The organism is Bacillus sp. S/N-304-OC-R1 (genome assembly GCF_019749375.1).
Taxonomy (GTDB): Bacteria; Bacillota; Bacilli; order Bacillales; family Cytobacillaceae; genus Cytobacillus.
In genome coordinates this window covers 87928-101878 of the sequence record NZ_JACWFE010000017.1, presented here as the reverse complement: position 1 = coordinate 101878, position 13951 = coordinate 87928, and the positions used below count along the sequence as shown (strand labels likewise).

Annotated in this window: 11 protein-coding genes and 1 tRNA gene; 10 read left to right on the top strand and 2 right to left on the bottom strand. The window is 38.0% G+C overall.

What is annotated here, in order from left to right; all coding sequences use genetic code 11:
* Positions 1 to 56: 56 nt before the first annotated feature.
* Entirely contained in the window at positions 57 to 995 is a 939-nt protein-coding gene (locus tag H0173_RS14825; RefSeq protein ID WP_221847310.1) for a 3-hydroxyacyl-CoA dehydrogenase family protein, read from the top strand.
* Positions 996 to 1494: 499 nt separating this feature from the next.
* Positions 1495 to 1568, top strand: a tRNA-Gly gene (locus H0173_RS14820).
* Positions 1569 to 1643: 75 nt separating this feature from the next.
* On the opposite strand, the gene H0173_RS14815 is transcribed toward H0173_RS14820, so the two are convergent.
* Positions 1644 to 2312 (bottom strand): B3/B4 domain-containing protein, encoded by a 669-nt coding sequence (locus H0173_RS14815; protein ID WP_221847309.1) that lies wholly within the window; start codon positions 2310 to 2312, stop codon positions 1644 to 1646.
* A gap of 109 nt (positions 2313 to 2421) precedes the next feature.
* Between H0173_RS14815 and queG the strand changes: the two genes are divergently transcribed.
* From queG to yhbH, 6 genes are all read left to right on the top strand, one after another.
* The gene (gene queG, locus H0173_RS14810; RefSeq protein WP_221847308.1) at positions 2422 to 3549 is read left to right on the top strand and encodes a tRNA epoxyqueuosine(34) reductase QueG; all 1128 of its coding nucleotides are present in this window, start codon (positions 2422 to 2424) and stop codon (positions 3547 to 3549) included.
* Between the two features lie 182 nt (positions 3550 to 3731).
* On the top strand, positions 3732 to 4610 hold the full coding sequence (locus H0173_RS14805) for an amidase domain-containing protein (protein WP_221847307.1): 879 nt from the start codon (positions 3732 to 3734) through the stop codon (positions 4608 to 4610).
* Positions 4611 to 4719: 109 nt separating this feature from the next.
* Positions 4720 to 5199 carry a tRNA (uridine(34)/cytosine(34)/5-carboxymethylaminomethyluridine(34)-2'-O)-methyltransferase TrmL gene (gene trmL / locus H0173_RS14800; protein WP_221847306.1) on the top strand — a complete coding sequence of 160 codons (480 nt, stop codon included), beginning with the start codon at positions 4720 to 4722 and terminating at the stop codon, positions 5197 to 5199.
* Positions 5200 to 5279: 80 nt separating this feature from the next.
* Entirely contained in the window at positions 5280 to 6029 is a 750-nt protein-coding gene (nfsA, locus tag H0173_RS14795; RefSeq protein WP_221847305.1) for an oxygen-insensitive NADPH nitroreductase, read from the top strand.
* 369 nt (positions 6030 to 6398) lie between these two features.
* The gene (locus H0173_RS14790) at positions 6399 to 8294 is read left to right on the top strand and encodes a PrkA family serine protein kinase (RefSeq protein ID WP_221847304.1); all 1896 of its coding nucleotides are present in this window, start codon (positions 6399 to 6401) and stop codon (positions 8292 to 8294) included.
* 646 nt (positions 8295 to 8940) lie between these two features.
* The gene (gene yhbH / locus H0173_RS14785; protein WP_221847303.1) at positions 8941 to 10110 is read left to right on the top strand and encodes a sporulation protein YhbH; all 1170 of its coding nucleotides are present in this window, start codon (positions 8941 to 8943) and stop codon (positions 10108 to 10110) included.
* An 80-nt stretch (positions 10111 to 10190) separates the two neighbouring features.
* On the opposite strand, the gene H0173_RS14780 is transcribed toward yhbH, so the two are convergent.
* Positions 10191 to 11786, bottom strand: a complete 1596-nt coding sequence (locus H0173_RS14780; RefSeq protein WP_221847302.1) for a glutathione ABC transporter substrate-binding protein — start codon at positions 11784 to 11786, stop codon at positions 10191 to 10193.
* Positions 11787 to 12091: 305 nt separating this feature from the next.
* Between H0173_RS14780 and H0173_RS14775 the strand changes: the two genes are divergently transcribed.
* Together H0173_RS14775 and H0173_RS14770 are read left to right on the top strand one after the other, a co-directional pair.
* Positions 12092 to 12994 carry an ABC transporter permease gene (locus H0173_RS14775; protein WP_221847301.1) on the top strand — a complete coding sequence of 301 codons (903 nt, stop codon included), beginning with the start codon at positions 12092 to 12094 and terminating at the stop codon, positions 12992 to 12994.
* 21 nt (positions 12995 to 13015) lie between these two features.
* A complete protein-coding gene (locus tag H0173_RS14770; protein ID WP_221847300.1) occupies positions 13016 to 13939 on the top strand; it encodes an ABC transporter permease in 924 nt (307 codons plus the stop codon).
* Positions 13940 to 13951: the final 12 nt, after the last annotated feature.

The following is a 13951-nucleotide window of genomic DNA, read 5'->3' as shown; positions in this document are numbered from 1 at the left end:
CAACTTTTGCTAATTTCATAGAAAGAATGAAAATTTGTCCAGTGGGAGGGAAAGTAGTGATAAAAAAAATAGCAGTTATTGGATCAGGTGTAATGGGGAGCGGTATTGCTCAAGCATTTGCGGTCAGAAGCTATACGGTTACACTCAATGATGTAACAAATGAGTTCTTATCTAAAGCGCAGGAAAGAATCATAGACAATTTAACTTTGCTTGCGAGTGAAGGTGTAGTAAATGAGGAGAAAAAACAGGCAGCATTAGACAATATTTATTTCACACAAGACCTAAGGACTGCGGTTCAGGAGGCAGATTTCATTATAGAAGCGATCCCAGAAGTGATCGAGCTAAAGTGGGAGCTTTTTGAAAAATTAGAGCTAATGATGAAACGAGATGCGATTGTTGCCTCTAATACATCTACTCTATTAATTTCACGATTAATGGAAAAAGCGGGCTTTGCTGAGCGCATGGTAATCACTCATTTTTTCAACCCAGCCCATTTAGTACCATTAGTTGAAATTGTTCAGCATGAGAAAACAAAGCCGGAAGTGGTTAAAACAACAATTGAGCTTATTCGCAGTATTGGTAAATCACCTATTCTGCTAAAAAAAGAGATTAATGGCTTTATTGCTAATCGATTGCAAACCGCATTAATGCGTGAAGCCTTTTATTTATTAAAAGAAGGGGTCGCCAGTGCAGAAGATATTGATACAGCAATTACAGCGGGCCCTGGATTTAGATGGGCGTTTACTGGCCCAATTGAAATTGCCGATTTTGGAGGATTAGACACATGGCAGCGAGTTTTCGATAATATTGCTCCGGAATTGGATGACAGTAATGGTGCTCCGGCGATTATTCAAGAATTAGTCAGTAAAGGAAATTTGGGTACTAAAACGGGTAATGGAATTTTTACATATGAGGAATCAACAGCACTAGAAAAAATAAACAATCGGGATCGTCGATTTATCCAGCTGCAGAAAATAAAAGCAAATATGGATTAAGTGGAATTGAAATGGAAAATGCAATTAGAATGGGCACTTCGTAAGCGAAATTGGGGAGAAGTGTCCGTTTTTTTGGATGATGACGGTCAAGTGGGTAGAAAGAGTAGTCGGATGTGTCCATCATCGTGGTGATGACGGTCAAGTGGAAGGGAAAAGTAGTTGAATGTGTCCGTCATCGTGGTGATGACGGTCAAGTGGAAGGGAAAAGTAGTTGAATGTGTTCGTCATTGGTGATGACGGTCAAGTGGGTAGAAAGAGTAGTCGGATGTGTCCGTCATTGAGGTGATGACGGACAAGTGGAAGGGAACAGTAAATAAGATGTCCGTCTATAACTAGAATTCGACTAATTTCAGTTCAAAAGACCTACTCAGGTAAGAAAAAGCGAAAAAAATGTCGAAAAAACCTTGACCTTATATAAAAAAGATTATATTATGTAATAGTTGTTATTATTCAGTAACAAAATTTACAGGGTAACCTGTTTTTTTATTTATTCTAATATGCGGGTGTAGTTTAGTGGTAAAACTACAGCCTTCCAAGCTGTTGTCGTGGGTTCGATTCCCATCACCCGCTCCATACATATCAACGCAGTGTTTCGTTTCACAGATTAAACGAGGTATTGCGTTTTTTTATGTAAAAAAAAGGTGCATGCTAGCACCCGACTATACTTACTTCGCCTTGACCGCCATGAATTTGATTAAACATGTTCATTAATGATGCCGTCATTTCATTTGCTTCTTCTAATCCTAGGGAAGGACGTAAATAAATAATATGTAAGGCGTTCTTGGTTGCTTCGGATACACACGTTCTTTCTGAATCAACGAAAGGACTGCCGAAAGGACCTTGATCGTCACTTGTAATAATTAAATTTTGTAATGAATTTGGTCTTCCGTTAAGTCCAAGGTATTCTTCACTTTCTTCACCAACCCTCATTATTATATTTCCTTCAAGCTTGTCCGCGTCATAAATGCCAATCGGCACTTGATACTGTAAGGAGAAAAAATTATTCAAATCAGTTGCGCTGTTGACGGGTTGTAGATAGTTTTGTTTTTTTACCCTACGGTATAGCGCTTCAGCCGAATGGCGGTAACGGTTTGGATCTTTTCCCCCTGTTTTAAAGATCTGTCTCCACTCTTTTATACCTTCTAAGTCGGTTACATTTTTATCTTCTAAATCAAAATAAAGCGATTCTTGAAATAGTTGCAGACGTCCTTTTACCATTTGTGGGGATTCGCCTACTTCTATATTTGTATAACGAATAACCCCTATTTTAAAATTGGGAACAAGCTCGCAAAGCTTTGAAGAAATTTGAATTTCCAAGCTTTCCACCTCCAAAATGAATTAAAAATAGTTTATCATAAGAAGCGATGATTCAATAATATTATAAACCTTAATTATAGATACCCCATTACAGAGAGGAGGGTTTAATATGAATACGTCTCAATTGAAAAAAGAACTCATCCAGTACAGTAAACAAATTGGAATCGATAAAATCGGTTTTACAACCGCTGCTCCTTTTGAAGAAATGAAAAATCGTCTCATTCGGCAGCAGGAACTTCAATATCAATCAGGATTTGAAGAGAAGGATATCGAAAAAAGAGTAAATCCTTCTTTGTTAATGGAAAAGCCTCGTTCTATTATTTCTATTGCCCTTGCTTATCCTTCTAAAATGAATGAAAGAGTGATTAGTAAAAAAGGAGAAAGACGAGGAATTTTCTGCAGAGCTTCCTGGGGAGTCGATTATCATCATATCTTAAGAGAACGCCTCAACATGCTGGAAGAATTTATTAAAGAAAAACTTCCAGGATCCAAATGCAAGTCAATGGTTGACACAGGCGAATTGGTGGATAGGGCCGTTGCCGAGCGTGCTGGCATAGGCTGGAGCGGAAAGAATTGTTCTATAATTACGCCCGAGTTCGGTTCTTACGTTTATTTAGGCGAAATGATTACATCAATTCCCTTTGAGCCCGATCAGCCAATGGAGGATCGATGTGGAACGTGTAATAAATGCATCGAGGCTTGTCCGACCGGCGCATTAGTTCAAGGGGGACAACTTAATTCCCAAAAATGTATCGCTTTCCTTACCCAGACTAAAGGGTTTCTTCCCGAAGAATTTCGAGACAAATTAGGTAACCGGTTATATGGCTGTGACTCTTGTCAAACGGCTTGTCCTGAAAATAAAGGGAAGGATTTTCACTTCCATGAAGAAATGGAGCCAAATCCTGAAGTTGTGAAGCCTTTGCTTAAGCCTCTCCTAAATCTGGGCAATCGAGATTTTAAAGAAAAATTTGGTCCAATCTCAGGATCTTGGAGAGGAAAAAAGCCGATTCAGCGTAATGCCATCATTGCGTTAGCTCATTTTAAAGACGAAACTGCAGTTGATGAACTTATTCAATTATTGAAAACAGATTCTAGGCCAGTTATTCGTGGAACAGCTGCATGGGCTCTAGGGAAAATTGGCGGAACTAACGCACGTCTTGCATTGGAAAAAGCGAGACAAGAAGAAAAAGACGAAGCAGTTTTGAATGAAATAAATGTAGGATTAAGTTTTTTATAGAAAAATATTTATTTTTTGGAAAAAATCCCAATAATAGTCATCATTTTGTATTCGACTTTTTTTCTACAAAAGAAGAAAGACAAATTTTCTAGTTACGAGCAACGCATGTGAAATTCTCCAAATTTAATATGAAAAACATCTAACTCCTTTCATATATATATAGATGAAAGGAGAGGTTGCAAGTGAGAGAGCAGCTTCAAGAGCTTTTAGAAAAAAGGACTCAGCAATGTGTTACTCAAAAATATAGGGGCTCAACTCATTTCTGCCCGAAAATTGAACAAAAAAAAGAGAGTCTGACAAAGCGAACTGGTGAAATCGTTAAAGCTTTGGCTACGGGAAAAGTAAAGTCCCTTGACCATGGAGAGGACCAAAAGAGTGCTGTTCACTACCATGTTCACTTTAAATATTTAATTAATCATAAGGGTATTCTTTTCTTGGAGGAAGAAATTGAGGAGCGAAGAGCTGAATTTTATAAAGGTATTTTGGTGGAAGATAAAGAGATCCTTCGTCTTGAAGAAGCTGTTAATGAAAATGAGATAAGAATTGAAGTTGAAGACTCGGATGAAAGAATAACGTATCAATATGACCGTCTGAAAGCAATTCAATATGCTGAAAGATGGTGGAACAGCTACAATCCAGCTTATAAAACGTTTGAAGTTGATTGTACGAATTATATTTCACAGTGTCTCCATGCTGGAGGGGCTCCTATGAGAGGATACCCAAACCGGAGCGGGGGCTGGTGGATGATGAATCAGAATTGGAGCTTTAGCTGGTCGGTCGCTAATTCTTTAAGATCGTATTTGCCGGGCTCGAAAAGAGGGCTTCGAGCAATAGAGGTTTCAAGTCCTGAGGAATTGCAGCTCGGAGATGTCATCTGCTATGATTTTCAAGGCGATGGCCGTTTTGACCATACGACTATTGTTACCGCTATGGATGCAGATGGAATGCCTTTAGTTAATGCGCACACAACAAACAGCCGGATGAGATATTGGGCCTATGAAGACTCGACCGCTTATACTCCAAATATTAAATATAAATTTTTAACGATTAAGGATGACTAAAATAGAAGAACCATATTTTTAATAACGCGAAGAGTCACCTTTTCCTGTAGAGAGATAATAATCAGTGCTATAATAACGAATATAGTTAATTTATTTAGAGGTGAAAAACGTGGCTTTGCATGTAGTATTATATCAACCAGAAATTCCGTCAAATACAGGAAATATTGCCCGTACTTGTGCGGGGACAGATACGACTTTGCACTTAATCCGTCCACTTGGCTTTTCGACTGATGATAAGATGTTAAAACGTGCCGGCTTAGACTATTGGCAATTTGTAAATATTATATATTACGATTCAATAGATGAATTTTTTGAAAAAACAGCTGGCGGGGAATATTTTTATTTAACGAAATTTGGCACAAAGCCTCATTCATCTTTTGACTATAGTCAAAAGGAAAAGGATTATTATTTTATATTTGGCAGAGAAACAACAGGCTTGCCTAAAGATATTATCGAAAATAATAAGCACCGTGCTTTGCGGATCCCGATGAACGATAATATACGTTCATTAAATCTGTCGAATACTGCAGCGATTCTAATATATGAAGCATTGCGCCAGCAGGATTATATACATTTGCGTAAGGAATAGGACCTGTATACTCAGGTCTTTTCTTTTGGAGAATTTAGGGAATTTTGGTTACAATGGATGTAATGAAAGGAAGGGAATGTATGAATCCAAATATAGAGCTTCTTCTGAATCATCGATCCGTTAGGAAATTTGAAGACAAGCTTTTGACAAGAGAACAGATTGAGACGATTGTTGAATGTGCACAAGCTGCTTCTACTTCAAGTTTTATTCAAGCATACTCCATTATAGGTGTAACAGACCAGGAAAAGAAAAATAAATTGGCTGAGCTCGCAGGTGAACAAAGCTATGTTGCCAAAAATGGGCATTTCTTTGTGTTTTGTGCAGATTTATCAAGGCACGAGCTAATTGGAGAAATGGAAAATAAAGATGTCATTCCATCCATTGAAAGCACTGAAAAGTTTATGGTTGCTTTAATAGATGCGGCTTTAGCGGCTCAAAATGCAGCAATTGCGGCAGAATCAATGGGTCTTGGAATTTGCTATATTGGCGGTTTACGCAATAATCTTGAAGAAGTATGCAAGCTGCTTAAAACTCCTATACGTGTGCTTCCATTATTCGGCTTGGCTGTTGGATATCCTGCTCAGGATACTGCAAAAAAGCCAAGATTGCCGCTTAAATCTGTCTATCATGAAAATGAATATACACAAAATGAGGACGAAATTCGCCAGCTGCTTGAAGAGTATAATCAAGGAATATCAGAGTATTATTTCGAAAGAACAAATGGTAGAAGAAATGATACGTGGACAGGCCAAATGGCAAATATGCTTGAAAAGCAAACAAGAATGTATATGAGGGATTTTGTAGAAAAATTAGAAATGAACCTCAAATAAAAAAAGCTGCCGCGGCAGCTTTTTATTTATTACTTGTTCCTGGCTTGTCTTCGTATCCAGCTGTGAAAATTGCAGCAAGGAATGCAACCATAACACCGAGAATAATTACTAAACCCATGTTTATGTATTCCTCCTTAATTTTTTAAGTAAAATCAAGCATATAAATATATTATAGCCCAATAAAATGAAAGTGTGAACAAAATCTGTGGAAAATTTTTAACACTTTAAGTTTTCTATTGATAATTAAACTTATACATTATTTGATTTGTAAAAAGGACAACTCAATCTAATCTCTCGTTAGCATGTTCATTTACAGGAGCGCATACAGTATATTAATCGTCTCTGATAATGCGACAAGGGGAGGTCCTTATGGATATTCTAAAAAAAATTGAGATGTATCGCCATGAAGAGGAAAAGCTTAAATGGGAAGGGACATTTGGAGAGTATCTAGAAATTATTAAAGAGAAGCCATGGGTTGCCCAGTCCGCGCACTCCCGGGTATATAATATGATAAAAGATGCCGGTGTAGAGGATGTGAAGGGGCAGAAACGATATCGTTTTTTTAGCAACCAATTGTTTGGTTTAGAGGAAGCGTTAGAAAGGCTCGTTGAGGAATATTTCCATCCGGCAGCTAAAAGATTGGATGTTCGAAAAAGAATTCTCTTATTAATGGGACCTGTCAGCGGAGGTAAATCAACTTTAGTGACGATGTTAAAAAGAGGGTTAGAAGCTTATTCTCACCAGGAAAGGGGTGCCGTCTTTGCGATCAAAGGCTGTCCAATGCATGAAGATCCTCTCCATCTTATTCCGCATCATTTAAGACAGGACTTCTTTGAAGAATACGGTATCCGTGTTGAAGGAAATTTATCGCCATTAAATATGATGCGTTTAGAGCAAGAATATGGCGGCAGAATTGAGGATGTACTCGTCGAGAGAATTTTCTTTTCAGAAGACCGCAGGGTAGGAATAGGGACATTTAGTCCGTCAGACCCGAAGTCACAGGATATTGCAGATTTGACGGGAAGCATTGATTTCTCAACCATTGCGGAATATGGATCTGAATCTGATCCAAGAGCATATCGATTTGACGGAGAGTTAAATAAAGCTAACCGCGGAATGATGGAATTCCAGGAAATGCTGAAATGTGATGAAAAGTTTCTATGGCATTTATTATCCTTAACACAGGAAGGGAATTTCAAAGCGGGTAGATTTGCGCTCATTTCAGCCGACGAATTGATTGTCGCTCATACGAATGAAACAGAATATCGGTCCTTCATTTCGAATAAGAAAAATGAGGCACTACACTCAAGGATTATTGTAATGCCGATTCCATATAATTTAAAGGTTACAGAAGAAGAAAAGATTTATGATAAAATGATTCGCGAAAGTGATGTTTATGATGTTCATATTGCTCCGCATACATTAAAAGTAGCTGCGATGTTCACAATCATGACTCGCTTGAAGGAGCCGAAAAAAGGCGATATTGATTTAGTTAAGAAGATGCGCTTATATGATGGGGAAAATGTTGAAGGCTATAATCGTGCTGATGTCGAGGAGCTGAAGAAAGAATACCCAGATGAAGGCATGAGTGGAATTGATCCGCGATATGTGATTAACCGAATTTCTTCTACAATTATTCGTAAAGAGGTTACCTCGATTAATGCATTGGATGTCTTAAGATCATTGAAAGAAGGGCTTGATCATCATCCATCCATTACGTCAGAATTAAGAGAAAGATATCTGAATTTCATTTCTCTTGCCCGGAAGGAATATGATGAAATTGCCAAAAAAGAAGTACAGAAGGCATTTGTCTATTCCTATGAAGAATCAGCGAAAACCTTAATGGATAACTACTTAGATAATGTAGAAGCATATTGCAATAAATCTAAACTTCGTGATCCATTAACAGGTGAAGAAATTAATCCAGATGAAAAGCTGATGCGCTCTATAGAGGAACAAATTGGCATCTCTGAAAATGCGAAAAAGGCATTCAGAGAAGAAATTCTTATCCGTATATCAGCTTACGCACGCAAAGGGAAGAGGTTTGATTATAATTCCCATGATCGCTTGCGTGAAGCAATACAGAAAAAATTATTTGCCGATCTCAAGGATGTCGTAAAGATAACTACATCCACTAAAACACCAGATGAACAGCAGCTGAAGAAGGTTAATGAAGTTGTAGCACGCTTAATTGATGAGCATGGCTACAATTCAACATCTGCAAATGAATTGCTTCGTTATGTAGGAAGCCTATTAAATAGATAAAATAGAAAGGACTGACATTTGTCGGTCCTTTTTCCTTCAAAAAAGAAGGGATTCTCATCAATTCGATGTTAATCCCCAACTTATTACTATTTACCTTTTAATCACTTCACAACGGGTAGATTGTATTACTAAGTTATTTTCTTTTTGACAAGAAACGCAAACAGGTTTGTCATTAATATAAACAACTACCGAAAACATTGAGAGCTCCCCACACTGATCACAACAAAGAAATTCGCTCATGAAATCACCTCAAAAATGAATAATTATTAAAGTTTATTATGTTTGGTGTCTGTATATGAGAGATTTATTTGTCAGCAGGCTTGTCCACTATATTTACGTGAATTTATCTATTATCAAAATTATTTGTAAATTATTTTTAGTTGTTGCATAGGATAAAGTAATAAACATTCTTAACCCTAAGTTGTCCAACAGGAGTTGGGGATAAGATGGTTACTGTCAATTGGATTTGTAGAAAAGCAGAACGTTTAGTTTATTAGCTCATTTGTCCACTGTTTAGATGCAAGGTGAATTTAGCTACTATGAAATTATTTTTGAAAAGCTAAGTCGCCATTCTTTTGACACTCTCGATATTGTATGTTGTTTCGTACGAAATGTGCGCTAAAAATTTAATAAAGGAGGGCTTAATATGACCGATATGAATAACCATCAGTTTGTGATTTCTCAAGAAGATTGGTCCCTCCATCGCAAAGGCCATGATGACCAGCAGCGCCATCAGGAAAAAGTACAGGATGCCATCCGTAATAATTTACCTGATCTAATAACAGAAGAGAGTATTGTAATGTCGAATGGAAGGGAAGTAGTGAAAATCCCGATTCGATCACTGGACGAATATAAAATTCGCTATAATTATGATAAGAATAAACATGTTGGCCAAGGAGATGGAGACAGCCGGATTGGTGACGTTGTGGCCCGTGATGGATCAAGCAGTCAAAAAGGACCTGGAAAAGGTCAAGGAGCAGGCGATCAGCCAGGTGAAGATTACTTTGAAGCAGAAGTTTCATTAATGGAAATTGAAGAGGCACTCTTTAAACAGCTGGAGCTGCCAAATATGAAAAGAAAAGAACAAGACGAATTGCTCATCGCAAATATTGAATTTAATGATATTCGAAAAACTGGATTAATGGGGAATATCGACAAAAAACGGACGATGATGACGGCCTTCAAAAGAAATGCGATGGCCGGAAAACCGAGCTTTCATCCAATTTATAAGGAAGATTTGAAATTCAAAACTTGGAATGAAGTTGTTAAGCCGGAATCAAAAGCAGTCGTTTTAGCGATGATGGATACGAGCGGCTCTATGGGAATATGGGAGAAATATATGGCAAGAAGCTTTTTCTTCTGGATGACCAGGTTTTTAAGAACAAAATATGAATCAGTCGAGATCGAATTTATTGCTCACCATACAGAAGCAAAAGTTGTTACAGAGGAAGACTTCTTCTCGAAAGGAGAAAGCGGCGGCACCATTTGTTCCTCGGCCTACCGTAAAGCACTTGAACTCATCGAAGAAAAATATAATCCACGACGATTTAATATTTATCCATTCCACTTCTCAGATGGTGATAACTTAACTTCTGATAATGCCCGCTGTGTCAAGCTTGTTGAGGAGTTAATGAAGGTATCGAATATGTTCGGGTATGGAGAGGTAAACCAGTATAACCGTCACTCCACCCTTATGTCAGCCTACAAAAACATCAAGCATGATGACTTCCGCTATTATATTCTGAAACAAAAGTCGGATGTGTTCCATGCGATGAGGAGCTTTTTCAAGAAGGAAGAGGATAAGATGTACGCCTAAAAAAGAGGGGGAAACCTCTCTTAAATTATTTTAATAGAACACCCCCATTTCCAATGAAATGGGGGTGTTCCTAGTTGATATTATTTTAATTTAATATCTTTAAAGAATGGAGTTCCACTGAAGTTTACGAATAAACCAGACTCAACTCCGTTTGTAGCATGAACGAAGTCAGGATGATGCAGGTATACCATTGGTGCTTCTTCTACAAGAATTTCAGAGATTTCTTTGTATGCTGCATTACGATCATCTTGATTTGTGCTTGTACGTCCTTTGTCAAGTAACTCATCCACTTTAGGGTTTGTGTAAAATGAACGGTTACCAACTGATCCATGATTAGCAGAATGGAATAATGCGTATAAGCCGTAGTCAGCATCACCTGTTACAGTAGTCCAGCCAAGAACGAATAATTCGTGCTCGCCAGCAGCTGTTTTCTCTAAGAATGTACCCCACTCAATAACTTCGATATCTACTTCGATATTAAGTTCAGCTAATTGAGCTTGAACTAGTTCAGCGATATCTGCTCGCTCTTTACTTCCTTCGTTTACATAGATTGTTGTTTTGAAGCCATCAGGATAACCAGCTTCAGCAAGAAGCGCTTTAGCTGCTTCTACATCATATGGAAGCGGCTTTAAGTCTTGGGAGTTACCAACAACATTAGGAGCTAGTGGACCAACAGCTGGAACCCCTTGACCATCTAGAATTCCGTTTACGACATCATCTTTGTTAATAGCCATTGCAATCGCTTGACGAACTTTAACGTTGTCATAAGGCGCTTTATTCAAGTTGAAACTTACGTAGTCCATACGAGTACCGCGAACACGGTCGATTGTAATGCCGTCCATTGCCTCTACACGAGAAACATCAGAAGCACCGACAAGCATAAGATGAGCTTCGCCTTTTTCAATCATTGCTACACGTGTAGCTTGCTCTGGTACAACTTTGATCGACACTGTTTCAATTGAAGGTTTTTCTCCCCAATAGTCATCATTTTTAACAAACTTAAGTTCTGCACCACGGTTCCAAGATTCAAATTTGAAAGGACCTGTACCGATTGGATTTTCGGCAATCGTCTTACCGCCATCGTTTTCTGCTTTAATTGCAGCAGGAGCGATGATAGAACCAGCGTTATGTGCTAAGTGAGCTGGCAGCGGAGCAAAAGGCTTCTCTGTAATGATTTGTACTGTGTAATCATCAATAACCTTAATTTCAGAAATCATGTTAAGAATAACCGCTTTTGGTGAAGCAAATTCTGGATCGATTATTCTCTCAAAACTCATTTTGACAGCTTCAGCAGTGAAATCTGAGCCGTCATGGAATTTAACTCCTTCACGAAGCTTGAATTCCCAAGTAGTATCATCTACTGATTTATATTCAGTAGCAAGTAAAGGAACAACAGATCCATCTGCTGCATAATCTGTCAAACGCTCATAAAGCTGAGTTGTTGCAGTATTAGATGCAGTGTCATTCACTCCATGCGGATCTAAAGTTGGTGCATCTGATCCTGTAACATAGACAAAGTCCTTGCTCCCAGTTGATGGCTCTTCTGTTTTAGGTTTTTCGCCTTCTTTTGCAGGAGCTGCTTCTTCAGCAGTATTGCTGCTTTTTCCACTGCATGCTGATAGCACTAACACAAGTGAAAGCGCTAACATGAGTAGAAGATTTTTCCTTTTCTTCAAAAAAATGACCCCCTTGTTTAGTCGTACAATTTTTATAATAGTTTAAAAATTATTAATTTACAAGATTCTTTTTGGAAAAATTTAATTTATATGTTAATATTGTCATAAAAATGTAATCTATCTCCATCAATTCTATCATTTTCCATTTAATGGTGAAAGCGGTGATAAAAGCGCATTTTGATTTAAGGATATTAAAATCCCGCTAATTAAAAGGCAATGCAAAATAAAACTAAACTATATTTAATATTTTTAAGGTTTCTGAATTTACAAAACGTAAATCTATTGTGAAAGGATGATAATAGGATATGAATCAGCAGCCGCAGCTACAAACGACTACAGCTATTCCTGTTGAAGAGTACAACCATAAGATCGCAAGAGCAAAGGCTTTTTACAAAAAACTGGCGAAAAATAAGTCAGCAATGTGTGGAGCAGCCATTGTTATTATCATTATTTTATTAGCCATTTTTGCACCTCTGCTTGCACCGTATAATCCAACGGAAATTGTCATGAGCAAAAAATTGCAAGCGCCTTCATCTGACCACTGGCTTGGAACAGACGATAAAGGACGAGACATTTTAAGCCGTCTATTGTATGGAGCGAGAGTGTCATTAATAGTTGGATTTCTATCTACTATTTTAGGAGCTTTTGTAGGTATTTTGTTAGGACTCATTTCCGGGTATTACGGCAGAGGGATGGATTCTTTGATTATGAGAATTTGCGATGTAATATTGGCATTTCCTGGTATTTTACTGGCTTTAGCCATTGTTAGTGTGCTTGGAGCTAGTACTACAAATGTGATTATTGCTGTGGCGTTTTTTGCTGTACCGACTTTTGCAAGGATTGTTCGCGGCTCAACTTTAAGTGTGAAAAAGCTCGAATACATTGATGCGATCAAAGCAATGGGCTCAAGTGATTTTAGAATTTTATTTAAACATATTCTTCCAAATATCCTTTCGCCAATTATTGTACAAGCTACTCTTTATATTGCATCAGCTATTATTACAGCCAGTGCGCTTTCCTTCCTTGGTTTGGGGACAAAGCCTCCAACACCTGAATGGGGATCGATGCTAGCGCAAGGAAGATCTTATCTAGCCCAAGCACCACATGTTACTCTTATTCCTGGATTTGCAATTTTACTAGTAGTTGTGGGCTTTAACTTATTTGGTGATGGATTACGTGATGCACTTGATCCAAAATCTAAGAAATAATCTGAGAGAAGGTGAGCCGATATGTTTATATATATTTTGCGAAGAATTATTCAAACAATCCCTGTCATGATTGGGGTAACACTGGCAGTATTTTTATTGATGCATCTTATTCCCGGGGACCCTGCACAAATTATGGCAGGGGAGAATGCAAATCCAGAGCAAGTTGAAATAATGAGAGAAAAGCTTGGATTGAATGATCCATTATACGAGCAATATTTTAGATATATTGCCAATGCGGTACAAGGTGATTTAGGAACATCAATTAGAACGAATAGGGATGTAACGAAGGAAATCTTTGAAACACGATTTGGCATTACTGTTCAGCTGGCGGTCATTGGTACCGCATTAGCAGTTATCGGAGGATTAATTGCCGGAATTGTTTCAGCAACTAGAAAAGGTTCATTTCTTGATTTAATTTTAATGCTAATTGCATTAATAGGCTTCTCAATGCCCAATTTCTTATTAGGGATCCTGCTTATATATCTTTTTGCTGTTAAAATAGGCTGGCTTCCAGTTGTTGGATGGGGTTCTTTTGAACATATTATTCTGCCGGTCATTACATTAGGAACCGTCGGTGCAGCAATAATTGCCCGGATGACTCGTTCCAGTATGCTAGAGGTTATTGATCAGGATTATATCCGTACAGCCTATGCAAAAGGTGTCAACGATCGATTAGTTATTTATAAGCATGCTTTGAGAAACGCTTTAGTTCCTGTTGTTACGGTTGTCGGACTTCAGTTTGGGAGTCTTTTAGGAGGAGCGGTTATCACAGAAACCGTTTTTGCTATTAACGGTTTGGGGCGTTTAATTGTTGATTCCATAAGGGCGCATGATTTCCCAATGGTACAAGGAACCATTCTTGTATGTGCGGTGCTATTCGTATTCGTTAATACACTTGTAGATATTACATACCGTTTTATTAACAAACGGATTGATTTGAATTAAGGCTGGTGAGGA

Bases quoted from the DNA above. Each gene is read 5' to 3' on its own strand.
- H0173_RS14775 (WP_221847301.1), top strand. From the start codon at position 12,092: ATGAATCAGCAGCCGCAGCTACAAACGACTACAGCTATTCCTGTTGAA.
- nfsA (WP_221847305.1), top strand. From the start codon at position 5,280: ATGAATCCAAATATAGAGCTTCTTCTGAATCATCGATCCGTTAGGAAA.
- H0173_RS14770 (WP_221847300.1), top strand. From the start codon at position 13,016: ATGTTTATATATATTTTGCGAAGAATTATTCAAACAATCCCTGTCATG.
- yhbH (WP_221847303.1), top strand. From the start codon at position 8,941: ATGACCGATATGAATAACCATCAGTTTGTGATTTCTCAAGAAGATTGG.
- H0173_RS14790 (WP_221847304.1), top strand. From the start codon at position 6,399: ATGGATATTCTAAAAAAAATTGAGATGTATCGCCATGAAGAGGAAAAG.
- queG (WP_221847308.1), top strand. From the start codon at position 2,422: ATGAATACGTCTCAATTGAAAAAAGAACTCATCCAGTACAGTAAACAA.